Source organism: Alteromonas sp. IB21, assembly GCF_016405965.1.
GTDB lineage: Bacteria > Pseudomonadota > Gammaproteobacteria > Enterobacterales > Alteromonadaceae > Alteromonas.
On record NZ_JAEFCD010000024.1, the window covers coordinates 1 to 26,129 of the forward strand.

Annotated in this window: 20 protein-coding genes; 7 read left to right on the forward strand and 13 right to left on the reverse strand. The window is 41.9% G+C overall.

Annotation, left to right across the window (positions count from 1 at the left end; genetic code table 11):
* Positions 1-240: 240 nt before the first annotated feature.
* The 6 genes from JC525_RS15130 to JC525_RS15155 form a co-directional block, all read right to left on the reverse strand.
* On the reverse strand, positions 241-1,689 hold the full coding sequence (locus JC525_RS15130; protein WP_198816568.1) for an oligosaccharide flippase family protein: 1,449 nt from the start codon (positions 1,687-1,689) through the stop codon (positions 241-243).
* Positions 1,690-1,799: 110 nt separating this feature from the next.
* Entirely contained in the window at positions 1,800-2,903 is a 1,104-nt protein-coding gene (locus JC525_RS15135) for a polysaccharide pyruvyl transferase family protein (RefSeq protein ID WP_198816569.1), read from the reverse strand.
* 88 nt (positions 2,904-2,991) lie between these two features.
* Positions 2,992-4,053 (reverse strand): polysaccharide pyruvyl transferase family protein, encoded by a 1,062-nt coding sequence (locus JC525_RS15140; RefSeq protein ID WP_233095231.1) that lies wholly within the window; start codon positions 4,051-4,053, stop codon positions 2,992-2,994.
* Positions 4,053-5,270: a glycosyltransferase family 4 protein gene (locus tag JC525_RS15145; protein ID WP_198816571.1), complete on the reverse strand. Its 1,218-nt coding sequence runs from the start codon at positions 5,268-5,270 to the stop codon at positions 4,053-4,055. The genes JC525_RS15140 and JC525_RS15145 overlap by 1 nt, the downstream gene beginning before the upstream one ends.
* Positions 5,271-6,332, reverse strand: coding sequence for an acyltransferase family protein (locus JC525_RS15150; protein ID WP_198816572.1), 1,062 nt, complete (start codon positions 6,330-6,332; stop codon positions 5,271-5,273).
* Positions 6,333-7,598 (reverse strand): putative O-glycosylation ligase, exosortase A system-associated, encoded by a 1,266-nt coding sequence (locus JC525_RS15155; RefSeq protein WP_198816573.1) that lies wholly within the window; start codon positions 7,596-7,598, stop codon positions 6,333-6,335.
* Positions 7,599-8,038: 440 nt separating this feature from the next.
* Between JC525_RS15155 and JC525_RS15160 the strand changes: the two genes are divergently transcribed.
* A complete protein-coding gene (locus JC525_RS15160) occupies positions 8,039-9,034 on the forward strand; it encodes a right-handed parallel beta-helix repeat-containing protein (RefSeq protein WP_198816574.1) in 996 nt (331 codons plus the stop codon).
* 18 nt (positions 9,035-9,052) lie between these two features.
* Here the strand turns inward: JC525_RS15160 and xrtA are convergent, their stop codons facing one another.
* The 3 genes from xrtA to JC525_RS15175 are packed head-to-tail and all read right to left on the reverse strand — an operon-like array spanning position 9,053 to position 12,827.
* A complete protein-coding gene (gene xrtA, locus JC525_RS15165) occupies positions 9,053-10,528 on the reverse strand; it encodes an exosortase A (protein WP_198816575.1) in 1,476 nt (491 codons plus the stop codon).
* Positions 10,529-10,572: 44 nt separating this feature from the next.
* Positions 10,573-11,412: an XrtA system polysaccharide deacetylase gene (locus JC525_RS15170; protein WP_198816576.1), complete on the reverse strand. Its 840-nt coding sequence runs from the start codon at positions 11,410-11,412 to the stop codon at positions 10,573-10,575.
* Positions 11,413-11,414: 2 nt separating this feature from the next.
* Positions 11,415-12,827: a TIGR03013 family XrtA/PEP-CTERM system glycosyltransferase gene (locus JC525_RS15175; RefSeq protein WP_198816577.1), complete on the reverse strand. Its 1,413-nt coding sequence runs from the start codon at positions 12,825-12,827 to the stop codon at positions 11,415-11,417.
* A 149-nt stretch (positions 12,828-12,976) separates the two neighbouring features.
* Here JC525_RS15175 and JC525_RS15180 point away from each other — a divergent pair, with 149 nt between their 5' ends.
* From JC525_RS15180 to JC525_RS15195, 4 genes are read left to right on the forward strand one after another with little or no spacing between them, the layout of a single operon-like run.
* Positions 12,977-13,609, forward strand: coding sequence for an XrtA/PEP-CTERM system exopolysaccharide export protein (locus tag JC525_RS15180; protein ID WP_198816578.1), 633 nt, complete (start codon positions 12,977-12,979; stop codon positions 13,607-13,609).
* A 31-nt stretch (positions 13,610-13,640) separates the two neighbouring features.
* Positions 13,641-15,209 carry an XrtA system polysaccharide chain length determinant gene (locus tag JC525_RS15185; protein WP_198816579.1) on the forward strand — a complete coding sequence of 523 codons (1,569 nt, stop codon included), beginning with the start codon at positions 13,641-13,643 and terminating at the stop codon, positions 15,207-15,209.
* Positions 15,209-16,159 carry an XrtA-associated tyrosine autokinase gene (locus JC525_RS15190; protein WP_198816580.1) on the forward strand — a complete coding sequence of 317 codons (951 nt, stop codon included), beginning with the start codon at positions 15,209-15,211 and terminating at the stop codon, positions 16,157-16,159. The genes JC525_RS15185 and JC525_RS15190 overlap by 1 nt, the downstream gene beginning before the upstream one ends.
* Complete coding sequence (locus tag JC525_RS15195; RefSeq protein WP_198816581.1) at positions 16,128-17,801, forward strand: TIGR03016 family PEP-CTERM system-associated outer membrane protein; 1,674 nt, start codon at positions 16,128-16,130, stop codon at positions 17,799-17,801. The genes JC525_RS15190 and JC525_RS15195 overlap by 32 nt, the downstream gene beginning before the upstream one ends.
* A 202-nt stretch (positions 17,802-18,003) precedes the next feature.
* Here JC525_RS15195 and JC525_RS15200 read toward each other — a convergent pair whose 3' ends face one another.
* Together JC525_RS15200 and hldE are read right to left on the reverse strand one after the other, a co-directional pair.
* A complete protein-coding gene (locus JC525_RS15200; protein ID WP_198816582.1) occupies positions 18,004-19,068 on the reverse strand; it encodes an XrtA/PEP-CTERM system-associated ATPase in 1,065 nt (354 codons plus the stop codon).
* Between the two features lie 151 nt (positions 19,069-19,219).
* The gene (gene hldE, locus JC525_RS15205; RefSeq protein ID WP_198816583.1) at positions 19,220-20,650 is read right to left on the reverse strand and encodes a bifunctional D-glycero-beta-D-manno-heptose-7-phosphate kinase/D-glycero-beta-D-manno-heptose 1-phosphate adenylyltransferase HldE; all 1,431 of its coding nucleotides are present in this window, start codon (positions 20,648-20,650) and stop codon (positions 19,220-19,222) included.
* A 31-nt stretch (positions 20,651-20,681) separates the two neighbouring features.
* On the opposite strand from hldE, the gene JC525_RS15210 reads away from it, so the two are divergent.
* Positions 20,682-21,029: a GIY-YIG nuclease family protein gene (locus JC525_RS15210; protein WP_198816584.1), complete on the forward strand. Its 348-nt coding sequence runs from the start codon at positions 20,682-20,684 to the stop codon at positions 21,027-21,029.
* A gap of 107 nt (positions 21,030-21,136) precedes the next feature.
* Here the strand turns inward: JC525_RS15210 and JC525_RS15215 are convergent, their stop codons facing one another.
* Positions 21,137-22,042 (reverse strand): DUF350 domain-containing protein, encoded by a 906-nt coding sequence (locus JC525_RS15215; protein WP_198816585.1) that lies wholly within the window; start codon positions 22,040-22,042, stop codon positions 21,137-21,139.
* Positions 22,043-22,332: 290 nt separating this feature from the next.
* Between JC525_RS15215 and glnE the strand changes: the two genes are divergently transcribed.
* On the forward strand, positions 22,333-25,323 hold the full coding sequence (gene glnE, locus JC525_RS15220; RefSeq protein WP_198816586.1) for a bifunctional [glutamate--ammonia ligase]-adenylyl-L-tyrosine phosphorylase/[glutamate--ammonia-ligase] adenylyltransferase: 2,991 nt from the start codon (positions 22,333-22,335) through the stop codon (positions 25,321-25,323).
* A gap of 186 nt (positions 25,324-25,509) precedes the next feature.
* On the opposite strand, the gene JC525_RS15225 is transcribed toward glnE, so the two are convergent.
* Entirely contained in the window at positions 25,510-26,127 is a 618-nt protein-coding gene (locus JC525_RS15225; RefSeq protein ID WP_198816587.1) for a TcpQ domain-containing protein, read from the reverse strand.
* Positions 26,128-26,129: the final 2 nt, after the last annotated feature.

The window sequence follows — 26,129 nt, forward strand, 5'->3', positions numbered from 1 at the left end:
AATCAGTGATCGGATTGAACCGAAATGGGTGATCGGAATGGGCCGGAACATGCAGTAACAACTACTTTAAAATACGCGCTATTTACGAGTATTCACTTAAAGGAAAATACGCAAACGTAGTGTGGAAAGAATAAGCGCAATATTCATTACGCTATCTATTGCTGACCATACTTTAAGTATGCTCAGCAATAGGAACGCTGCAACTCATTCTATTTAACAACTAAATAACTCTTCATTGAATCAACTTGCCCGCCTAGAGCGAATAAAGCGCAAGCCTAACGAACTAACTTCTTCAAGTATTCTGTGCCTTTTAAATAAAAACAGAAAAAATAAACACGCTACAAGATAAACTCCAAAGTATAGAGCACTCCCTAATACAAGATAGAGTATTCCCTGCCCCGTCAACATTTGTGCTGATAAGACAGCGCCAAAACACGCCGTGGCCAACAGCGCACACATAAACAGTAAGCTAACTACGGGCAGCCCAAACCGCATAGAACAAAACACCAGCAAGATGCCCAGCACAGTGAAAGCGAATACTAGCCTTGCGATAATAAATTCTTCCATAGTGCCTGAGAAGAAAAACGCAAACAGGCCTAATAATAAGCTCAACGTTACCATTTCATAAACCGACAATAGCTTTACATCACCATTTGCAATAAGCCCTTGCTGAACAAAAGTGGACACGGCAAATGTAATGGTGAACACGGCTAATAGCGGTAATAAATGCGCAAAGGGCAGCCACTGCTGTCCTAAAAACAGCGAAACAAGCTCCTGATTAAAAACGTGTAAATAACCAATAATCGGAAAAATCGCACAAAGCAGTATGGTAAGCACAACCACAATGTGCTCACCAATTGGATCACCCCTTCTTTTTATTTCAGAAAAGCTTGCTAGGAATACATTAGATACAGGTGCAATTATTTCTCTACTCGGTAAGAATGAGAGATTTCTCATTAAACTAAAACCACCGAGCTGATCTGCGCCGTACATTTTACTAATGAAAATAACATCGAATTCAGCGCGCACGTAGCCCAAAATAGAACGCATAAGCATCCACAATGAAAAACTCATTTGCTCTTTCAAGCGACTTAATGAAAAAGTAAAAGGGTACGGTACATACCAATGGGAAAGCATTGTCTTACACGAATATGATGTAAGTACGCCGAAAATCATAGCCCAATAGTTCTCTAAAACGAAAGCCAGCACTACAGTAACCATAAAGCTCAACACTCGCTCAATAAGCAATATTTTGGAAATTATTTCATACTCCAAATCTCTTCTATGTGTAAATAATTGAGGGCTCTCGAAGGCAGAGATAGGCAGCACAAATGCCATGACGCGGATTGCCGTTTCTGCTTCCGGCGCATTCAAGAAATCTGCGAGTAACGGCGTTAAGATAAGTAGCGCCACGAACAGGACAAACTTAGACAGTATAGAAATCGTCCATGCCGTTTTAATGTCGCTATCATCCAGTGTCTTCTTCTGAATAATATATTGCTGAGTCCCCCCTTCAGATAAAGCGTCGAAAAAAAATACCAACATGGTAGCTATAGCCACTACACCAAAGTCTTGTGGAGTTAATAGTCGGGCAAGAATCAGCAGGCTTATAATACCTATGCCGCGTTGGAATAATCGAACAATAAGGATCAACGACGTACTGCTGGCCACTTTTCTCGCTAGGTTCAAACTTTTAAGTCCTTATTGGCTGAATTCAAAACAAAGCACACATCAAGAGGACTTGATGTAAAACGCACAACAGTATTCATTTATATACCCTCCTTGAGTAAGTGAAATGTTCAATCAAACACAGCATGCGTGAAGTTCTTTTCAGCGTCATTCTCGCAACGCTTTATGCTTTGCGAAAAGTCGTGCCCTCCAAGCATTTCTTCAACAATACCAACCAAACTATCGGGCGATACCTCAAAATCCCCTACCCGAAAATTCTCTGGCCAATCAATATCTTTAAGAAAGTTGCTGGCTTTTTCATGCACTTCGGCTAATAAAAAAGGAACGTGAGCCATAAACGCGTAAATTGCGCCGTGTAGTCTAAAGCTTAAAAATGCGTCACACTCTCCAATCTGATGCCACATACTCATAGGATCGGTAACATAATCGAACAGCTCTATGCTCACAGACGGGTCCAGAAGTCGAATAAACTCCTGCGTTGCAGCCATATCACCATGCAATTCATGGCCGTTAAATACAAAGAGTCTAAGCTTAACATCACCGCCCCTTTTAGCGTTCAACGTATTAATTGCGGAGGCCAGAATTTGCAATCGTTCGCTATTTTCGTGACGCACTTCTCCTGTTTTTCCACTAAACGAACACAGGGCTAACCCTACGGTTGATCTAGTGCTCTCTTGCTTTGCTTTTAAATCTAGCTTGTCAACCTTTGGCAACAGCCCCGCAAGGTCGAACGCATGTGTGCAAGGTAGATCTAAATTGTAACTCTGCACCAATTCATAAGACTTAAGGTCTCTAACACAAAGAAAAGACATGCGCTTCATAAACTCGATAACTTTCTTTTCGTGTGCCGTCGACTCAAAAGGGCCTACAGAAACCCCGATAGCCCCAATCTTTAAGTTATACTTTTCAAAGTTTTTATTGGCATATTCCATTTCCCACCAGTCTTTGCCGTGGAAGATAGAACCACCAGAATAAACAAGATGCTTATTTTTCTTAAAATGCCTATCTAACAATAACTCGTTAATGAACTTCAGACGATATGGCAATGTTTTCATAACCGGCTTTGCATTGTTGGATAGCTTAGGAATCTTTTTAGAAAAGAAATAACTGGTATCAGCGCCCCAGTAATGCTGCGCTCCCCACTCTGCGACTTTGCAAAAGCAATCGTCGCCTGTATTTTTCATACCGTAGAAGCCACTAAAGGTAACATTCATACCTATCCCTTATTTTGTTTAATGCGCGCAATTCCACAAATTATTTTTTGCATTAACACTATGGCTTGCTGCTTTATTGCATTTATTGTTAATCTTTGGTGATTTTTGATGCTAGGCTCTTTATGTTACTGCCCGCTTCTGCATTTTCCGCAAGCTTCACATCAAGCTTACTTCGGTCGCTTCTCCATCCAGCTAGAAGCAGCCCAACTCTATGCTTCAAAATAGATGCGTCTTCCGCTTGCTTTACATCAACGCCGTCAACTTCCGTATGTGATGTCAAGAATGCCTTCATTTTGTCATCGCACAGTAACGGTAAGAAAGGAATCCCCATACCGAAACCCATTATACAGCCGTGCAGACGACTACTCACAATAACGCGAGCATTACTTACCTTTTTCAACATTCGAACATGAGAAGAGTCCATATTAGTATGTTCTTGATATTCCAACCCTAAAGTTTCAGCTACAGCCATCAGATTTTTTGATATTGTATCTAGGTCAGCGCCTGCCAACCTTACATCTGACGGATGGATTAGATGCAAAAGAACGTTTGAAGAACGTGCTTGTGATTGCCAGTAACGTGGAACCAGATAATTTATTGAGGGGCAAGCGGTAAGAACTAGTTTGTTTGGTGCAAATTGCTCTAAAAAGTTGAAGGTATATTCATCTCTCACGCCTAAATGGTCGGCGCACCTCGCGATTTTAGGAAATAAATCACCTTTCATTTCCCCTCTTCCAGACATCTTATTAATGCCAATACCATGCGCGGTGAAACGCAGGCCACTTTGAAGTACAACGTGCCAAAAGGGTTCGAATACTGGCTGTAAAAGGCCTCCTCCGCCAACTACCAGCAGCACATTTGGGTTATGCTGTCTTAAGTAGTCAATGTGCGCTTTGAACTCCTTTAACCATACAGGAGAACAAAAGAGATCAGGGCCGTCCTTACCCACTATTTCTTTTAAACCAAGATGGGAAATATAGTCCCCAACGTTTCTTTTGTTTGCATAAATGTAAACGACAGGAGCGTTTTTTAAGTACTTTTTCCTTGTGAACTTTTGCTTTAGGTAGAATGAAAGTGAGCCATAAAGATCAAATTTTTCGGCAAAGTATAAGTTGTAGCGCCACCGAATGGGTTCCCACAAAAACGACATCACTCGTGTGCTCCTTCGTCCTGCTTTTTATTCAACAGATTAAAATAGGTTGACGCAATGTGTTTAGTGGTGTTCTCCCACGTGAATTGCGAGGCGAGCGCTATGCCTTTAGCAACCTTTTGTTTATATAGCGCGTCGTCAGTTAGCAGCGCTGCAAGGTTTGCACTCAGCGCAATAAAGTCTTCCGCGTCTGCGCTGCATACCGCGTCTTGACCGATTTCTTTAAGCACATCAGCTTCAGAGGTTACAACCGGTGTGCCTACTGCCATTGATTGTACAAGCGGAAACCCAAAGCCTTCTTCACGCGACGCGAACATAAATACTTTTGTCGTTTGCATTTGCTGTATGAGTTCGTCTTCGGTTACCCACCCTTTTATAACAATGTCATTGCCAATATCTAAGGTTCGAATAGTTTTAGCAATAATGGAATCTTCTCCCCCCACAAATCCCAAAATAGTGAGAGGATGCCGTTTCTTTAATTCGCCTGACAATTGCCCCCATGCCTTAAGCATGTTTTCAGCATTTTTTTGATGGCTGTCGCCTCCCAGCATCAATACCCCTTGTTTCGCTAATGTAGTTGAAGGGGGGGTGAACCCGTTAGGAATACCGTGGTACACGTGCGACACTTTACTTTTAAATGCAGGAAACGTATTGGTGATATCACGCTCAGAATATTTCGATATAGTTAAAATGTGGTCGGAAATGGTAAGACCCAAACGATATACTGCCCACATGTATATTTTCATTCTAAATATATAAAAATTTTCTTTCACACTACGCTCTTTATAGTAGTGAAATATCTTTAACGAATGCCATTCAATTAGATCATGGGTAGTTGTGATTTGTTTAACGCGAGACAGCAGGCAAACCCTATTGCCTGGCATATGAAGAAGGTCAATACTGTAATGCTTTAACGCCTTCGGTAACAACCATTGTTCCCAAAGCATTTCCGTATCAGCATCAATATTAATTAACGTTACGTTCGAAAACTTTTTGAGTACGTTGAGACGTTGTTGATACTGGGACGCGTCATCATTGTACTCAAATTGCCTATTAATAAAAAAGTAAAAATCAACGTTGGGCATCATCTTGGGCAGGCATTGACATAGCATGTACACGTATTGAGGCATGCCTCTTAACGGCCGCAAAATAAATCGCGCGTCAAGGCCTATCCGGTGTCTCACTGGCGTATTAATTAACTTCTTACCGTCATCCATTCAAGAACCTTTGTTTGTAAATTTACGCGAAATCAAGCGACGTCCAGGGACCTCAACCAGCCTGTAACACATCGTCGAAAACATTAATACTATTGCGATATAAGCGAAAATATTAAAAATAGAGGCATTGTGACTGTCTTCCATCAATAGCATAACAAACCAATTGAGTAAAAAGGTATGGCTTAAATAGACGGAGTAAGATATGTCGCCAAGCCATATAAAAGGTTTAAGCTCAAGCAGCCTGTGAATTGGCCCTTTAGACAAAAGAAGCCCTAAAAGCATACAAAAGAATAACCCAGGCGCGTAAAAGTGATTGGCAGTAGTAGTTAGAATTAATCCATAGAAAGACAAGAAGGAGATACAAAAAAGCCACTTACCAAAAGCAATCTCTTCATCTTTCAATCTGTAATAGATGATGTAAAGGCACATTCCGTTGAAGAAACCGAAAACGCAACGAAGGAGTCCTAGGTCCCCAATATTATCCCCTAATGAACGAGCTCCAATTACCGTGTAGGCAATCGCGGTGATGCTTAGCGAAACTAATAGAGCAATAACAGCATAGCGTCGGAACTTTGCAATAAAACCAGCAGTAAATGCAAAAGCCAAATAAGCACAAAACTCTCCGCTGATAGTCCATGACGGAGTATTCCACATTGACCAAAAATCGGAGCTGATAAACCAAAGATCTAAAAGCATAAGTTTGATGAAGAAGCTTTCTGCGGTAAATGCTCCTTCGGGTACTACTCTATTTGTTAAATACAAGGCAAGAGGAATGCTGAGGTAGCTCAAAAGAACAAAAACGTGAAGTGGATAAATTCTTGCTATGCGCTTAATTATAAAAACTTTTTTAGCCTGCCAAGTGTCATTACTCGAAAAGTGTTTCATATAGTTAAAAGAAATAATGAATCCGCTCAGTAGAAAAAAGAAATCTACCGCTAAATAGCCCTTCTCAAAGAATATACTAATAAACTGCGGAACATTGTAAGCAACCAACCAATGCTTTATATGATAAAGAACGACAAAGAATGCAGCGATTCCTCTTATTGAAGTAAGGTAATTCATTTATGACTCTTCTACTGTACTTAAAGCTAGAGAGACTCCATATAGATAATAGATCCATGGATAAAATGCTACGCCAATGAAGAGACCTCCGACACAATAAATAATTAAAGAATGGCTTAATGCACCGCCAATAACCCCAACTTCTCCACCGAACTGTTTAATAGTCCTTCTGTTAAGCAAAATTGTATGCAGTAAAATTGACAGAAATAGAAAAAGTCCCCCGTAACCGGTCTCGCCGAGCACTTCGAAGAATATATTGTGGAATGCTTTACCGCCACTTTGTTTTATTTCTATTTCGTCACCTCGCTGATAGTGGTGTAAAATACCAGCGTTCGCGTTGTAGCTGTAAAAACCGCCCCCGAAAAAAGGTCTTTGAGAAACGTAGTCTAATGTCCACCTCCACACTACAATTCGACCTATGGCAGACTTTTCAGATGTTGTAGCGTCTTCTATAGACGACATGCGCTGAAACCAAGACTTGGGCGCAACTGTATAAATAAGCAAAGGAATCATACATATAGCCAGAAACACTTTAAAGTTTATCTTGTGCTTTTTCAGAAGTAATCCTATATACGCTGCCAACGCTACTAGACCCGTTCTAGCTTGAGTTCCAACAACCGTGAGTAAAGATAGAGCAGAGTAAGCTAAAGACAGCCAGCGAAAAGCACTCCATGACTGTGCAATTTTTGAGGATGACTTTAAGGCAACAAACAAAGGTATAAGGCAAACTGCTAGCGACGCCAGTGTAGAGCCTTCTGAATACATAAACCCACCGATTCCGATAAGTGAAACCCCGTAACCTCCTCCCCCTAATAAGGTTTTTATCCCAGCCATAAAAAGGAATAACCCAAAAGAAGCAACACATATCCAAAGAAACATCTCGACATGAGCTCTTTTAGTTAATGTAAAAGGAATAAAGTAAGCAAAAATAAGGGTTTTTATCACAAAGTCGTACTTAATCCAGACGACGTTTTGATATTCACCGAGAAATGAAGCTATTGTTACCCAAACCATAAAACCTATCATAATAAAGTGATATGATTTACTTTTAGGAACACACAGCTTATTAAAATTAAAAATTAAAACTAAAAAGAATAATGCCGTAGTAATTAAAGAAAGTGGCTGCCCGGCCAAGAAGGCAAAAGAAGTGTTCTGAGGTTTAACAAGGTTTATCCACACTGCCATACAGGCAGCTACATGTGGCCGAGTAAAAGAATAAAACATCAGAGCTAATAAAATTAAGCTCATGAAAATATCTGTAACCATTAAATAGTCTCTTTTCTACTTCTTATTGTTGTTTCTGTTTTTTTGTTGCTTCTTTCTTGTCGGCACTATTTTTATTGGTTTTCTTTTCTAATTTCATATAGAAGATGATTATCATCATCATAACGAAGAAATGTATTAAGGTTGCGAGACTATCAACGCCCATTCAGTGACCTCAGGTGTTTATATTTTGAAAAGGCTAAGCAATAAATATCGAAAAAGTCGTTCAACTTTTATCGATAAGATAACACTTTGAAGTGACAATATAAAAGATATTTAAAGAAGCAATTTCACTGGTTGTATAAAGCTACTATCATGAATGACTATATTTGCACAGTTCGAGAGCTATCGGCTTTATGAATCACGTTCTTAGAAAGCTTTGGATAATGGCTTTTATCACATTATTTACCCCGTACTCACCTTGCTTTTCGCTAGAGTTGATAGTGACTAATACAAAAGAGCTTAAAAATGCTGTTCATATTGCAAACAATGATAAAAGTGGAAACGTAATAGAGATATTAGTGGATGACGGCGAATATAAAAATTCATCAAACATCATAATTTCACGAAATAACATCACCATTCGCTCTATTTCAAATAATCCAGCGCACGTTGTACTTAGCGGTTCAGGTATGAAGAAGAAAAGCCCCGTTGAGGTCATATTCGATATAAGTGCAAGCAATGTTACGCTTTCAGGTATTACTCTTAGAAACGTTTCCCATCATCTTATTCAAGTACGCGCAGAGAAAGACGTCGACTATTTTTCATTAGACAACTGCATCCTCGAGGACTCGTATCAGCAACTACTCAAAGTGTCCGGAAAGGACAACGGTGAATATTCAGACTTTGGTGTAATCAAAAATAGTCGCTTTGAATACACCGCTGGTGTTGCACCAAACTATTATGTTGGCGGCATAGATGCGCATAGGTCACGAGGTTGGGTAGTGTCCAACAATATATTTTTGAATATCGCAAGCCCTGCTGAAAAGGTTGCTGAGCATGCTATTCATTTTTGGAAGTATTCATTTGATAATACTGTTGTCAGTAACATTATTATCAACTCGGACAGAGGGATAGGTTTTGGTTTAGGAAACAATAAAAACCAGTCAATGGGCGGGATCATAGCTTTTAATAAAATATCACATGATAACCCCAACCACATTTACGCAGATGTAGGTATTAGCTTAGAGAGCAGTCCACATACCATTGTTAGCAACAATGAGATTTACCTAAATTCAAACTATCCGAATGCTATTGAATACCGCTTTCCTAATACGCAAGGTGTTATTATAAAAAATAATATTACTAACAAATCAATTGTTGCCAGAGATGGTGCAGATGGGATAATACTCGCTAATAAATCTGCAGGTATCTTTGAGTACTATTGGAACTCCATATTTTTCTACTTTAATCAAGCAATTCGCTTCATCAATAACTAATCATTTTACTTTCTAAGTTTATAGGCGAGATAAAATAACAGAAAGACTGTCATTTATAGCTGAAACATCATGTCCATTTGCTGCAAGGATCCATAGTCTTCCACCTTTGGAACTTCCAAACAGCACATTTTTAACCTGATATATTTTGGCCTTGACCGCGCTGGTAAATAGCGCATTGTCGACTTCATAAAACCTTACGATACTGAGCTTTTCGCCACTTGACGATACAACATGATAGACAGAGAGGTGTAAACCGTTTGTAGCTATACTAGTAATGTGACTGAGCGAAAAGCGTTCAGGGTCGAATAGCCTATGCAGGTCGCTTACTAATTCATTATGTTGTTCGCTAAACCAAGCATTGTAAACTTTAACGTTACAACCTTGATATTTAAGAAAGCCAAATTCTTCTGCATCCGGGTCTACTACAATGGGTTGCCAATCCGTTCTTTGGCAATTGTTGTCCCAATCATAACTCTGAGTAGAGAGACGTATGTCAGAATGAGAATTGCTAATATTTGAAATATTTACGAGCCATGCAAAAAAGCCTGCAAAAATAACGATTGAACTGATAACGACAGGCATGCTCACCGAGGCTGTCGCATTTTGCGGCCCGACTTTACTAGGTTTATACGGTGATTGCCGCATAAATTCACCGATCCCCAGCAAACACATAATTACGAAAGCAAAGAAAAACCAGCCATAGATTAGATGATCTGCGCCAGCAGCATGCTCCATGTCTGTCCAATATGCGATAAGAATAATGCCATACACTCGAACAATATTCGCCAATACCGGAATTATTAATGATATAGCAACGAATATTGCTCTACGCTTTACTGACACTAAGTTTAAGTAAGCATACAAGCTACCTATGACAAAGCTCGCAATAAAAAAGCTGACGCCGGAACACGCTTCGGCGACTAGGAATCGACCTTGAGGTATTTCAATGTAAAGGCCGCTTCGAAAAAGAGGCACATCAGTTAAATGTAATAGGGCAACCGAACCATCAGCAGCTATTTTTTGAAGATAAGGAATAAGCTGTTCACCCACTGGAATACTAAAAAGCATAAACACCAATGGAAACAGAATTATTTTTGCAGCTTGAGTGCCCACCATTAACCAAATGAGTGCGGGTAATAGCGTGAAAGTAGCGGTATGCATAAACAATTGAATATCACCTGCAATACCAACCACATATAAAAGCAACGCGGGTATAATAATAATAAAAGCCAATGGCGTTGTTTTGATAGGCTTAGCAAACAGCATATAGCGCTTTAGGTAAATTAGGTAGATAGCACCTGGGACGATAAAGAATCCGTGATTAAATATCTCGTTTCCGTACCATATTTGAACAACAGTGGTGAGCCCCTGCCAACAAAAGGCACCCCATAAGCAAAGCAATAAAAAGCCCGAAGTGAAGAACGTTTTATTTTTACCAAATGAAAAACTTGTAAAACCGCTATCCTTATCGCTTTGTGTATCAATGTTATCCATATGCATTTCCCTGCCCTTTTATTCTTATTTTGATAGTTACAGGCTTATTCTACTTCGTACGCTTGCTGCATAGTTACCCAATTAAAGTCTTTAAGCAGCTTTTCAACTTTACCTTCCATTTTTGACAAGTTGATGTAATGACGAGCTTTTGACTTCCATGGAGCTGTGGAGAACTTCGGTTGCTCAGGATCTATCTCCCAAGGATGAAAATAAAAGCTGTAAGGCGCACTTTCAGATTGCATAAACTCTGTAATGCGGCGTTTCGAAAGCCAGTAAGGATACAAACGAAAATAACCTCCACCGCCAATTCCCAAATTGCTTCCTTTTTTACGAACTGTAGGGATAGGTATTTCAATAAGTCCATTATCACGCTCGTACTTAAAGCGAGGCCATTCAGGCACACCATAGAGGTCATGATTAATTGGGTAAGTACTGGACGAATAAACGAAGCCAAGTTCTTTTAAGATATCGTAAGCCCAGGTGTTCGAATCGTTGATGGAGAAACTGGGCGCTCTGTATCCTTTTAACGCCACACCGCCTATATCTTCAAGGATATCTTTACTTTGCTTAATATCATCGTAAAGCTCTTGCTCGTTCATCGTGGTGGCCCGTTGGTGTGCTAGGCCATGACTGGCTAACTCGTGGCCCTCATTTACTATTCGTTTAATTACGTCTGGGCAGCGCTGCGCTACCCAGCCAAGTGTGAAAAATGTAGATTTAACGTTATTCGCTGCAAATAAATCCAACAGCCTATGTGTATTGTCTCCCACTCTAAGACTAATGCTATCCCAATCTTTTTTTTCAACTACACCTTCAAATGCGGAAACTTGAAAGTAATCTTCCACATCTACTGTCATAGCATTAAGACGATTATCTAATTTCATGATTATCGCCCTTTACCAAACAGTACAACTTCAACGGTACGAATTAAAATGAGAATATCCAACAATAAACTTTGGTGTTTCACGTAGTACAAATCAAACTTCAGCTTTTCCATGGAGTCCTCAACGCTTGCTCCATACGGATAATTTAACTGCGCCCAACCGGCAAGGCCCGGCTTCACGTTATGGCGCTGGTTATAGTACGGCACCTCACGAACAAGTTGCTCTACAAATTGCGGCCTTTCAGGGCGAGGGCCGATAAACGCCATTTCGCCTTTAAACACATTTAAAAGCTGGGGTAATTCGTCAACGCGGTATTTTCTAATAAAGTGGCCAATACGGGTAACTCGATCGTCATTCTTACTCGCCCACTTAGCCCCATCTTTTTCGGCGTCAGGTCGCATACTTCTGAATTTGATGATTTTGAAAAGCTTACCGTTTAAACCCACGCGCTCCTGTTTGTAAAAAACAGAAACGCCGGTTCTACGACCATCGTCGAGGTAGATTATTAATGCAGTTGTTAGCATTATTGGCCAAACAAAGAGAAATATGAAAAACGCTAATATCGTATTAAGCGTGTAATCTAACGCATCTCTTAAATAGTTCTGACTTTGGAAGCCGTTTGAATAGATAACCCAACTCGGGTACATCAGGTTTACTACAATTTGTCCTGTCTCGCGCTCCATGAAGTCCAAAAGCTCGGTGACTTCAATCCCTCTAAGCCTGCAGTCAAAAAGAACTTCTACAGGCAAAGTTCCGCGTCTTTGGTCGCAAGCAATAACAATTTCTTCAATTTCATTATCGGCTATAAACTGTTGAAAACTTTCATTAACTTTCAGATGTATGATTTTTTCTTTTTTAATACCGTCTTCACGGTTGTCGCCTGGAATAGGTACAAAGCCCACTAACTCAAATCCTATTCGGTCAACATCTCTTCGCATACGCTTTTCAATAATTGATGCTCTTTCTCCGGCACCAAGTACTAAAATACGCACTTTGCCTAATCCCAACAGTCCTAGTCGATTGGTGAAATACCGGAATATCACCAAAGTAATAATTATTGAACACACCGAAGCAGGTAAAAAATACGAGTCCATTACTAAGTCGTCGAAAAATGCACGACTTAATACTTCTACTAAAAAGTAGCTAAGACCTACACTCACAAAAATGCGTCGTATAATGCCGCGAAAGGTTTCTCTTAGTTTGGCTTCATATAAGCCGACAGATAGTGAACAAAGTAATATGGAAACGGTGAGCATTCCCACGTTTATGACAAGCTTTTCAACCGAAACGTTTGGCGACATCCCGATTTGCGTGAGAATAAAATGAGAAATATAGCCCATGTAAGCTATGAGCAACGCTTCCGTTATTACTAGTATATTTGAGCGTTTATTTTGATTGCGCTTGTTTACTGCCACCCCTGGCCCCCTAAAACTGCGGCGATATTCCCATCATAAAGGGATTTATTCCAATAGACTACAATTGATATTGGCATTATAGTGACATTTCCCGTAGGGTAAACGACAAAAGCCATATATTAACCATAATGAGTGTAGGATGATCTCTTATGTTCCGCTTTAGAACGCTAATTACATGCTGTGCCCCTATTTTATTTATTGGTCTTAACGGTTGTAGTAACACAGCGGTATTGCCCGAGGCAACCACACGACCTTCTCTAACTACCGACGTAAACGATTATCAGTACCTTATCGGCCCCGGCGATTCGTTAACTATTTTCGTTTGGCGTAACCCAGAAGTATCGGGCAATTTCATTGTTCGGCCCGATGGCAAGGTCACAACATCATTAGTTGAAGACATTGATGTAGCAGGCCGAACGCCTACTATGCTTGCCAGAGAAATTGAAGAGCAACTTTCCACTTATATCAACAACCCTAGAGTTACAGTAAGTGTAAATAACTTCACAGGCCCCTTGAGCGAACAAGTTCGAGTAATTGGTGAGGCCACGAATCCCAGCGCAGTCAGTTACTCAGAGCACATGACGCTTCTTGATTTGATGATAGCCGTTGGCGGTCTCACTGAATTTGCCGATGGAAACAATGCAAAACTTGTAAGGGTTGTTGAAGGAAGACAAAAAACCTTTGAAATCGATATCGACGACCTGATAAGAGATGGTGACATCTCTAAGAATGTCGATATGCTGCCTGGCGATATCGTAATTATTCCAGAAGCCTGGTTCTAGTTGTTAAGTAGTAAACGGAACAAATAATAAAATGCAGGACTTACAGCAAACGTTAACCCAGATCCTTGATTATGTTAAAGGGGTTTGGATTAAGAAGCGTTACGTAATCATCTTTTCATGGTTGATTTGCCCGGTTGGCTTTTTATACGTGGCTAGCCTTCCTGATGTCTATTCATCAAAAGCACAAGTGTTCGTAGATACGCGTTCTGTATTGCAGCCCTTACTTCGTGGGCTAGCGATACAGACAAATCCTGATCAAGAGATTCAGATGATGGCTAAAACATTGCTTAGTAGAAGTAATGTAGAGAAAATAGCCAGAGAAAGTGACCTTGATATTACCACTACAACAGAAGACGAGTTTGAATCTCTGGTAACATCACTTACGAAAGAAATAAAGCTATCTTCAACTGGACGAGATAACATTTATAACATTTCGTTTTCCAATAAAGAGCCCACAGTAGCTCAGCGTGTGGTTCAAGAAACGTTAGATTTATTTGTTGAGGGATCTTTAGGTAACAATCGAAAAGATACAGACACCGCCGGGCGCTTTTTAGACGAGCAGATTGCAGAATATGAATCTCGCCTGACGGAAGCAGAACAGCGTTTAGCTAACTTTAAACGGCAGTATAACGATATATTACCGCTAGCAGGTTCATACTATTCCAGCTTGCAAAGCTTGAATGATGAGTTAGAAGCCACGCGCCTTCAAATAAAACAAACGCAACAGCAAGCTGAAACGCTCAACAAGCAGATTAGTGGTGTAAAGCGCAGTGACAGTTTTGGCGTCACTAATCAAGACGAACCAGTACTTCGCACCCGCTATGATGAACGTATACGTGCTTTAGAGGAAGAACTCGACAGACTTACACTTCGCTTCACGGATTTGCACCCAGATGTGGTTGAGACTAAAGCATTGCTAGAAAGTTTAGAGGAATCTAGAGACAAAGAAATAGAGGCATTCCTTAGCGCTGACGAAGGCGATAACAATCAACCGCTGTCTGAGCTTAACAGAGAAATTAAATTAGAGGCAAGCCGTTTGGAGAGTCAAATTGCTTCACTTCAAGTTAAGGAAACAGATTTATTACGCAAGATTTCTGAACTTGAAAGTAAAGTAGATTTGATACCTCAAATTGAAGCAGAGTCATCCTCACTCAATAGAGAGTACGGTGTTACAAAACAAAAGTACGAGGAACTATTGTCTCGCCGTGAGTCTGCTGACCTATCAAGAAGAGCTGATGTTTCGGCAGAAGACCTTCAATTCAGGATAATAGAGCCTCCTTTGCTGCCCAAGCGGCCTTCTGGACCAAACCGTTTGATTTTCTATACTGCTGTTTTGGTTATAGGTTTTGGGTCAGGAATTGGCATTGCGTTTTTAATTAGTCAGCTTACCCCTGTTCTTATTAGACCTAAGCAGTTACTTAACGTTTCAGACTATCCTATCTGGGGCACGGTTACTCACTTAAATATTGAGCAAATTAACAAAACCAATAGAACTCGACTTATCGTGTTTTTACTCTCTAGTGGTACTATTTTGGCTATGTATGGAGCGTTAGTCGCAGCTGAAATTATGAATATAGATTTATTTGGAGGGCTTCTTTAATGAAAAACACTATTGAAAAAGCACTTCAAAAGCAAAAAGAAGCTAAAGCTGCAAAGCAGAACAATTTACCAGAAGACAAGCTTGAAGAAGCGAGTTATGAAAGTCATCTCAAAGAATCGGAAGTTTCTATTGAAGCTTCAACTTCTTCAGAGTTAGCCGCGGCAGAAGTCGTTGCCGATGAGAGGGAGTTCGTTAATCAAAGGTCGCCCCTTGAAGAGTTCAAAATCAATTTTGAGAGGCTTGATAAAAATGGACATATCTCTCTAAATGGTGACCGCAAGCAAATTAACGAAGAGTACCGTGAAATTAAGCGAAAGCTTTTGGCTAACGCGTTTGGTTCACTCTCAAAAACGCTACACAACCCTAATATTATAATGGTTACCAGCAGTCGCCCTTCTGAAGGGAAAACCTTTACTGCGACCAATCTAGCAATGAGTATAGCCTCAGAACAGGATAAAACGGTACTTCTTGTAGACGCCGACGTGCTTAAGCCAAATGTATTAAATACGTTAGGATTAGAGCGTCGTAAAGGGCTAATGGAATATTTAACCGGTGATGTTGACGATATTTCAGATGTGCTCTACCCCACTAACATCGACAAACTAAAAATTATTCCTGCTGGAAAGTCGCACCACTTATCTACAGAGTTACTTGCAAGCCAGAAGATGCATGAAACCGTAGATGAATTTGCTAACAGATACCCTGACCGTATTGTAATTTTCGATACGCCTCCTCTTATTGGTATTAACGAAAGTGCCATACTCGCAAATTTCGCTGGTCAAGCAGTGGTTGTGGTTGAAGAAGGGAAAGCAAAAATAAGCGATATAAAGATGTCTGTAGAACGTCTAAACCCAGACATGGCCATTGGATTTGTAGTTAACAAATCTGTTCATAATGACACCGATGGAAGCGGATATTATGGGTACTACTACTCAGAGCGTAACGATTAGGCGTTATTTGATGCCTAAAGAGAAAATTATTAAGCTTTCGCTTGTTGCTATGTCTGTAGCATCAAGCTTCGCTGCACAGGCCAAGTTCGAAATTAACGCTCTAGCTACTGCCGATACCATTCACCAAAGTGTAAATACTGAAGAAAATGGCAATCGTTCACTAACAACAGTAACGATTGCTCCGCAAGTAAACGCGACTTATCAAACAAGAACATTTCAAGGGTTGTGGTCTGGCACCTATACCCACCTTGAACGCGACAATGACGACGCTAGTCAGCGCCAAGATTATGCGGAGTATAGTTATTCAGCGCAGTGGGTACCGTTTGAAAACCTATTATCCTTTCAAGCTGCTGGCGCTTTAAATTACCAAAACACTAATTCAGCAAACTTTTTAGTTAGCGACTTTATCGCTAATTCTGACAGCCTGGCGAAAACACGCTCTAATCGCCTTTCATCTACGCTAACCCTTGATCAAGGTAACTGGATAAGAGGCCAAGGCACCGCCTCATATTCAGACACAGCGTCGGAACGGTCCTTAACAAACAACAATGCACTCGACAATGATAGTTATCAATTCAACGGTAACTTAATTAATGGTGATGATGCCAAATATTTCATCTGGTCAGTGTCCGGTACTTATCAAAATACCGAGCGCGGGCAGGCAAATACTGGCAACTTTGAATCAAGAACTGGTGATGGCTATATAGATACGCGAATTTATGGCGACTGGGCCATCCGCCTAACAGCGCGCCACGAAGCGAACCAAATATCAGACAGAGACGATACCAATAGCTTAGTGAGAGAGTTTAATTCTTACGGTGCGGGTCTAACGTACCGTCAAGCTGAAAATCGCTATATTTCAATTACCGCAAATAAGAGCGAATCTGATATCGAAGATGATGACGGAGAAACCTTTATTGGTTTAGACATGCAATGGGCATTAAGCACCCGCACTCGTATAGCTGCCACATACGGACGTCGTTTTTATGGTGAATCTGCTTCAGCAAGTATCGGCTATAATGCTAAATATTTGCGGACATCGTTTAGTTATTCGGAAGACGTGACTAATACCTCAAGGCTTCTTGCCGACCCAGAGAACTTAGGCGTATTCGTTTGCCCTACTGCAATAACATCTATCGCCGACTGCTTTCAGCCTAACAGCTTAAGCTACACACCCAATGCCGGTGAACAGTTAGTTCAGCTTACGTCTCAAAACTTGGAATTCGACGACAATATTATCTTAAGAAAAAGTTCGAATTTCCAGGCGGGTTACGATTTTTCACGCGTTACCCTCGCATTTTCCTGGCGCTACTCTGAAGATGACTATCTAGACGAAGATAGGCTAAGACGCACCTACTCTTTCGGTACCAACCTAGCCTATAAAATCGGCAGTTACACCAATTTAACTAGCAGCATTAACTACGCCAATATCACAGGTCAGGGCGCTGAAGAAACTTTCAGAGGCGAAAGTGACAACTGGAATGCATCCATTGGTTTAGAAAGAGAGTTCGGTCGTCGGTTGAAGGCAGGTATTGATGCTAGGTATCTTAAGCAAGAAGGTGATTTGAACGCAGGCGGTCAATTTGGAAATAACTATACCGACCGACGTATTAGCGCCTCTATCACCTATACATACGACTAAGTTTCGAAGCGTCACTCAAGCTAAAACAACTTCACTGTTGAATGTGTATGTATAGGGGAGCCCTAGAGGGCATTGGCTGAGAGAGTGTTCCCAAAAAATGCCCTATCTAGGGCGTTTCTAAGATGGCTTAGCTGAATAAACTTGGCGTTTGAAATCACTTACGAAGGTTTGTAACGAATACTCTTTAGTAACTATGCCCCCCTCACTCTTTCTTATCATCACTCTTTAACCGCACATACGTCTTAAACTTCTTCTTCATAAGTTTGTCTACGTACTGTGTCATTTTCACCTTCTGTGAAATAGCGTCATCTAACGCGTCTACCAGCTCTGCCAGCATATCCAAATAGTATTTGGTATCGCGTATAACATTTCCCTTAGGTGTCATGATAGTTTGACTTTCTGGGTGGTCAGCAAAGCCCATATGTTCGGTCACTTCTGCGCCCGTTTTATCAGGCTCAAACATTTCCGCTTTTACTTCTTCTATGACTTCGTTTACCGCGTTTGCATCAAAGCTTTCAAGCTCTTCTAGAAAACCGTAGAGCATCACCCTATCCATAAGGGTGTTAATTTTGCGAGGAATACCGCGAGAGAACATGTGAATACGCTCTAATGCTTCGTCGCTAAACAGAGCAGAGCCGTTCCAACCTGCATGGTGTAGACGGTACTCGATGTACTCTTTGCACTCTTCTAACGAAAGCGGCGCTAAATGACATGACGCTACTATACGCTGCCTAAACTGCTCCATATTCGGTGCCCGCAGAATTGGCTGCAACTCTTCTTGACCTAATAAGAAACTTTGAATAAGCGGCTTCCCGTTTAGCTGAAAGTTACTTAGCATTCTCAGTTCTTCAATCGACTCTAACGGCAGGTTTTGCGCTTCGTCTACTAACAGCAATGCGCGGCGCCCCGCTTTATTTAAGTCGTACAAGAATATTTCAAGGGCCTTAAGAATGTCCGCTTTCGAACGCCCTTCAGTAGGTACATCGAATTTAGACGCCACCATCTTTACCAGCTCATCTGGCGACAGCTTTGGCGTTACAATTTGGGCCGCGGCGATATCGTCTTCAATCTCTTCAAGCAAACTGTTAGCAACTGTTGTTTTCCCGGTGCCTATTCCACCGGTAATTACGATAAACCCTTCAGCTTGAGACAGGCCGTACTGCAGATAAGACATAGCTCGCTTGTGCCATTTACTCGCGAAGAAAAATTGGGGATCGGGGGTTAACTGAAACGGTTTCGAGTTAAGTCCGTAGTAACTTTCGTACATGCAATTTACCGTTATTCCATTAAAGAATGTGCGTTCAAAAAACAAACGTAATATTGTTGGTGCTCGACGCGGCGCGTAACTTTTGATTATATGGTAACCAACAACGCGCCATTCTCGAAGTGTTATCTCTTTATTTGTTAAACCTTGAATGCTAACGCAGCTTATTTTGCGTGATGCGCTCTATAATGCCTGTGGTAGACACGCCATCTTCAAAGGTAAGCACTTTAACTTCACCGCCATTCGCCATAACTTCCGTGCCGCCCGCAATGTCTTCAACCTTGTAGTCACCGCCTTTCACAAGTACATCCGGTAATAATCGAGCGATAACGCGCTGTGGCGTGTCTTCTTCAAAAGGTACAACCCAGTCAACAGCGCTTAGGCCTGCTAGTACTGCCATACGTCGGCTTACGTTATTTACCGGGCGACCAGGTCCTTTTAATTTAGTGACAGACGCATCGGTATTGACCGCTACAATTAATCGGTCGCCAAGCTGCGCAGCCTCTTCTAAATAGGCAACGTGACCAGAGTGCAGGATATCAAAACAGCCGTTTGTCATTACCACTTTCTCGCCTCGTGATTTCGCTGCTTTTAGCGCAATCTCGAGCTGGTCTTCTGTCATTACACCGCCGTCCAGATGAACTGACTGTTCGCCTAACGCTAACGCTAGCTCGGTGTTTGTTACGGTGGAGGTACCCAGTTTTCCAACCACCACGCTAGCCGCCAAATTAGCGAGCACGCAAGCCGCTTGAAGTGGCAAATTACAGGCCATGGCAACTGCGAGTGTCGAAACAACCGTATCCCCTGCCCCCGTGACGTCATACACCTCTTTCGCTTTAGCCGGCAAATGGAACTCAGTATTGTCGCCGTCAAAGAGGGTCATGCCATCCTCAGAACGCGTTACAAGAAGTGCACTTAAATCCAACGATGTTTTCAGTGTCTGCGCTTTTTCCACCAAAGTCTGCTCGCTATCTATTTCACCGACAATACCGCGAAGCTCGTCCATATTTGGGGTAACTAGTGTAGCACCTGCATATTTTCCAAAATCACTGCCTTTAGGGTCTACTACCACACGCTTATTTTTGCGGCGTGCCTTTTCAATAAGCCTAGCGGGGTTGCTCAGACATCCTTTGGCATAGTCGCTTAAAATGACGATATCAGCTTCGTCCAACGCTTTGTCAAAAGCCAATTCCAATTCTGATTTATCAGCGTGTTCAAAACTTTTTTCAAAATCCAAACGCAGAAGCTGTTGATTTCTGCTCATAACGCGAAGCTTGGTGATGGTATCGAAACCCTCTACCTCAAAAAACTGACACTGAATGTTGTGGGTTTCTAAACGCTCTCTGAGAATGTTTGCATTTTCGTCTTTACCGCACATTCCCAGCAAGGTTACCTCAGCCCCAAGAGTTGCCACGTTTACTGCAACGTTCGCAGCACCACCAGCGCGGTCTTCAGAACTATTAACGTTCACCACTGGTACAGGTGCTTCGGGAGATATACGCCCTGTACCGCCGCTCCAATAGCGGTCTAACATTAAGTCGCCAACAATAAGCACTTTCGCTTTACTAAAATCTGGTAATATCATGCTGAAAATAACTATGTAGATTTTGAAAACATTGGCAAAGAGTATAACAGCCAAGAACGGCAATACCCACCAAGGAAGTATAAATAACCCTTGGTATCTCTATCTTATAGAGAACAAGCTAGGGCAAATTTATACAGGGATCACAACTGACCCCAAGCGCCGCATTGCACAACACAGGGGCGAGCTTAAAGGCGGAGCCAAGGCACTTAAAGGTAAGTCACCGCTCAACTTTAAAGCGGTATTTGAAGTAGCAGATAAAATTAAGGCAGCCCAGCTTGAATATGCGGTTAAGCAAATGAGCCGCCCACAAAAAGACGGCATTATCGGAAAGGGACAGCTCAACGGTTTAGCGTGCGTAAAGGCAAAGTTCGAAGATTGAGATGTGACACCAAGTATCACCCTTCACAATTTAAAATATATAAAACCAACACAATAAGCTCGAACAACACGCGCGAAGCGCCCGCTGATGACAACTTAAAAAGCCTCCTACCCGCCTAAAACACCATTGATGATCATGGCGTTACCGATGCTTAGGGTGAAGCCAAGCGCAGCCACACCCACATTGTGCTGATGGTCCACCTCTTGACGGAAATTCATACCAAAAAGGATAATTTTTTTATTAGCCAGTACCAGCAAGTGAAGTGCTACAGCAAGACCAACGCTTACAATTAACCAGCCTGTCACGTTGCTAACATAGCCCGATGGATTGTAAATAAGCAGGTTCTTTGCTGCCGACACTATCATAGCCGTACCAAGAAGATTGCCGCTGTGCTCGATAGCGAGTGCTAACTGCCCTTTTTCTAGTGCGCCTTGAAACGAGTCATTTTGGTTATCGCGGGCATACCTGAATTCTAACATTCGCGTCATCACCAGCAGCATGGTAAGTACCACGGTAAAACCAGTAACAATCGCAATCAGTGCATTCATGTCACTGCCATCAACCCAAATCATAATATTGCGCAACACAATGGCACTTGCCACCAAGCTCGCCGCATCAACGAGTGCTACACTTACACTTCGTTCGGCAATCATTGCATGGGTGTCTACCTTATTAAGCACCAGCTTGTCGTGAGCAAAGCGCCCGAATTTTACGAGTATGATCCCCACTATACCGAACGTCACCATACCTATCGCCGCTTCCTGGTATCCCACACCAATATGACGCCCAACCACAGAACTTAAAACAATGCACAAAGACAGCATGCCACCCGCAATACTTATACCAAACGCAAAGTTATCTTTAACACCTAACTCTTCTGTCACTGAATATTTTCTAAATGCGCCGGTTAACCACTTCATGATCATCAGCAGCACTAACGCTATCGCCACATCCATGGCCAAATAAATTAATAGCTCTTGCGTCAGGGGTACTAGTTTTACTAAGGCTTCCACGTTATCTTTGCTCCTTGAACGTAGTAAGTTCTATATTGATTTATATATTCAATTAGTGTTGTAAAAACAATAACATCTAAATGAACAGCTTCCATCTATTACAAATTTGTACAACGATGGGAACGAACTTGTTCAGATTTATTTTAATTGGGACTTGGTTAAATCAGGTGTTGATGTTAACAACTCAAACACGTCCAAGTCTTTAATACTGGCGTTGCGAGTGAGTTTTTCGCACTGAAACGCGAGTTTAATTCTAAAGACCAGAATAATATCAAAAAGATGCGATCATTATGCCAACAGACAACGAAAATAGCATGACAAACGTAGAACAAGCCGAGAAATTCTGGCAGCAATTGTTAACAGCACCGTCGTTAACGTTAGACGATAAAAACCTTGCTGAACAAAACAGTGAGTTGCTGTTACTTGCATTTTCTCGCTCCGCTTTCTTGGCAGAAACGCTAATACAAAAACCAAGCTTCATATCACATGTCATCGGCGCGCAATCTCAACAAACTAATGAACAACATAGTGCGGGGCCAAAAGACTTTCATCAAGTGCAACAAAGCGCTCCGCTAAAAACTAGCGTAGATAACGAGTCACAAAACATCATGGCTGAATATCAGTTAGTTTTGAAAGGCAAACTTGCAAATATTTCAAACGAAGACGATTTGCTTAAGGTGCTTCGCGAGTATCGCAACCAAGAAATGTCACGTATCACGTTTCTCGATGTATTGAATAAACAGCCTATTGAAAGTTCGCTAATACAAGTCTCAACATTGGCTGATGTGTTAATCACCCAAGCATACCAATGGATTTATCACCATTTAGCCACTCGCTATGGAAAGCCTCAAAACGAGAGCCAAGATATGCATATGTATATCTTAGGCATGGGTAAGCTAGGCGGAAAGGAGCTAAACTTTTCTTCTGATATCGACTTGATTTTTGCTTACCCTGAAAAAGGTGAAACGCAAGGCGGCCGCAAAAGCTTAGAGAATCAGCAATTTTTTACCAAAGTAGCGCAAAAGCTTATTCAGGCGCTTAATAAGGTGACAAACGACGGTCAAGTATACCGTGTTGATATGCGCCTGCGCCCTTTTGGTGATTCCGGCCCGCTGGTTATGCACTTTGCTGCACTTGAAGATTACTATCAAGATCAAGGCCGTCATTGGGAACGTTTCGCCATGGTAAAGGCAAGAATTATTAACGACGATAATTCACAAAATGCAGTTTGGCTGCAAAGCATTCTTCACCCCTTTACTTTTAGGCGTTACCTTGATTTCACAACGCTTGACGCACTTCGCAACATGAAAAAGCTGATTGCCACCGAAATTCGTCGTCGCCGTTTAAACAACAATATTAAGCTAGGCGCAGGTGGTATCAGGGAAGTTGAGTTTTTCGCACAAAGCTTTCAGCTTATTCACGGTGGTAGAGAGCCAGCCCTACAGAGTAAATCATTACTTCGCACCTTAACGGCGTTGAGTGAACTCGGCATTGTGGAAAGCAACGTTACTGAACAGTTGAAACACGATTATCTTTTTCTGAGAAAAGTGGAGCACACGCTTCAGCAAAGTCAGGACCGACAAACTCAAACGTTGCCAGAGTCACCATGGCAGCAGAGCGCACTTACCGAGGTAATGGGATATGAGTCATACGCTGAGTTTCTTAAGCAACTCGACGCTACTATGGCACGCATCCATGGACACTTTAATGAGTTAGTGGAAGAATCTCACGAAACCCACTCAGACGAAGACCAGTTATTTACCGCCTGCCAAGATGCCTGGCGCCTTCCTCTTCAAGAAGACGAGTTTGCTGAGACGTTTAGCGATTATTTATCGACGGCGGATAGTAGCGGTATTTACATCGCGCTTAAGGCCTTTAAAGATAAGCAGCGTAACTATCGAATAGGTCAAAAAGGGGAAGATACGTTAAACAAATTGCTCCCTGAAATTTTATACGTACTTATCAATCAACACCCTAGCCATGCCGCGCAAGTTCTCAACCGATTACTGGGCGTTATTGAAGCTATCACTGGGCGCACAACCTATCTAGATCTTCTTCTTGAAAACCCTGATGTGCTTAAACAACTGGTAAAACTATGCGAGCGCAGTGACTGGATTGCGCAAGAAATTAAACGTTTTCCGCTGCTGCTAGATGAATTACTCACGCCTTTGTATTTAGGGCAACAGAATACCGACATTCATACCAGTAAGAAGGAATATCAGCTTGAGCTTCGGGAGACCATGCTCCGCATAGAGCAAGACGATGTGGAAATGCTAATGGATGGCCTTCGCCAGTTTAAGCTGTGCCAACAACTCCGTATTGCAGCCAGTGATATTAGCGATTCGCTACCCATAAACAATGTGAGTGACAAGCTTACCGTTTTAGCCGAAGTTATCCTTGAACACGCCGTAAATGCAGCTTGGATGCAGATGCGTCAGCGCTACGGCGTTCCTTCTCATCTGGAAGGTAACGAGAAAGGCTTTGGTGTTATAGGATATGGCAAACTCGGCGGGTATGAATTGGGCTATGGCTCTGATTTAGACTTGGTGTTTTTGCATAACGCACCTCGTGGTGTTAGCACCGACGGTAAAAAATCTCTCGAAGCCCAGCAGTTTTATATAAAGCTAGCTCAACGGATTATGCACCTGCTCAACACAAAGACATTGTTTGGGCAGCTTTATGAAACAGATTTGCGCTTACGACCGTCTGGAAATGCAGGATTGCTTTGCTGTCACATTGACGGTTTCGAAAAGTATCAGACAGAAGAAGCATGGACTTGGGAGCATCAAGCATTAGTGCGCGCTCGCGCTATTTGCGGCGACGCTGCGCTATTAGAAGATTTCAACCGCGTTAGAAACACGATTTTGACTCAATCGAGAGACAAGCAAGCGCTAGCGATAGACGTGTGCAAAATGCGCCTTAAAATGCGTGAACATCTACTCGCTAAAAACAACGAAAAAGTTGATTTAAAACAGTGCGTGGGCGGGATTACTGACATCGAGTTTATGGCTCAATACTTCGTACTTGCCAATGCGCAGTCGGTAGAAAGCATGACAACGTATCCAGATAATTTGCGTATTTTTGATGCCGCCGCCCAAGGCAAAATTATTGCTCCTGAGACCGCTACAAAGCTGCAACGCGCGTATTTAAAACTGCGGGAGCAATATCATCATCTCACGCTTGCGGATACAAAATATGCAGACCAAAGTGAAGAGTTAGACGCAATACGCGAGGAGGTTAGGCGTCATTGGGACAGCCTTTTCGGCCAATGCAGCGAGTGAGTGAGTGAGGAAAAGTATAGCGGCTAATCAGTGTTTAAAGAACGGCGTTTATTCAACTAGACTATAAACGCCAAATCATTTATGCCCTAGATTACTTTTACAAGTTTCTAACATGGGGCGGTCAAGGTTATGGTTTTGATCTAGCGTATTAACTTTTTACCTTACGCCCTTAGCAATCCAATTAGCTTAGGCTCTCAGCAGTCGGCAATTCTTAGAAAGGAATTCTGTTTCTTCCGCTGTGACCACTAAAGAGCGCTGCTCAGCGCATAAGTAAGCTTTTACTTCGCCTTCGAAGCTACTATCAATAGCGCTGGCAATTTTCGCTAACGAACCAGAAACCGTATTATCGAGCTGAAACTGATATTTAATAACAAAATCTTGTTCTAGATTCCAAATAACTTGCATGCCTTCTGCTTGTGCATATTGGGATATAGCCTCGCGTAGCGTATTGCCTTCTCTAAACGCACGATTTTTGTATTCGCCTGTCCAGTCTTTTTCTACCGGACGGGTTTGACTCGACATTTTAGCTAACTTGCTATCTAAATTCGCATCCACACCGGCGATATCAATAACAAAATCGCCCTGCTCTTCTTCTTTCGGATCGGTGGCTGACATACGAAAGTCGCGATAAAAATCGCTCAGTCCCTTTGACACGGATTTATCTTCTTTCTGCGAAGCGGGCGCCGGCGCTTGTTCATTCGTTTGTAAAATATATATAAGAACACCTGCAGCAATAACGAGGACCACCGCAATGCCGATTTGTTTGGCCCAAAATGATGAGCTTGAATAACTTGTTTGTCCCATAA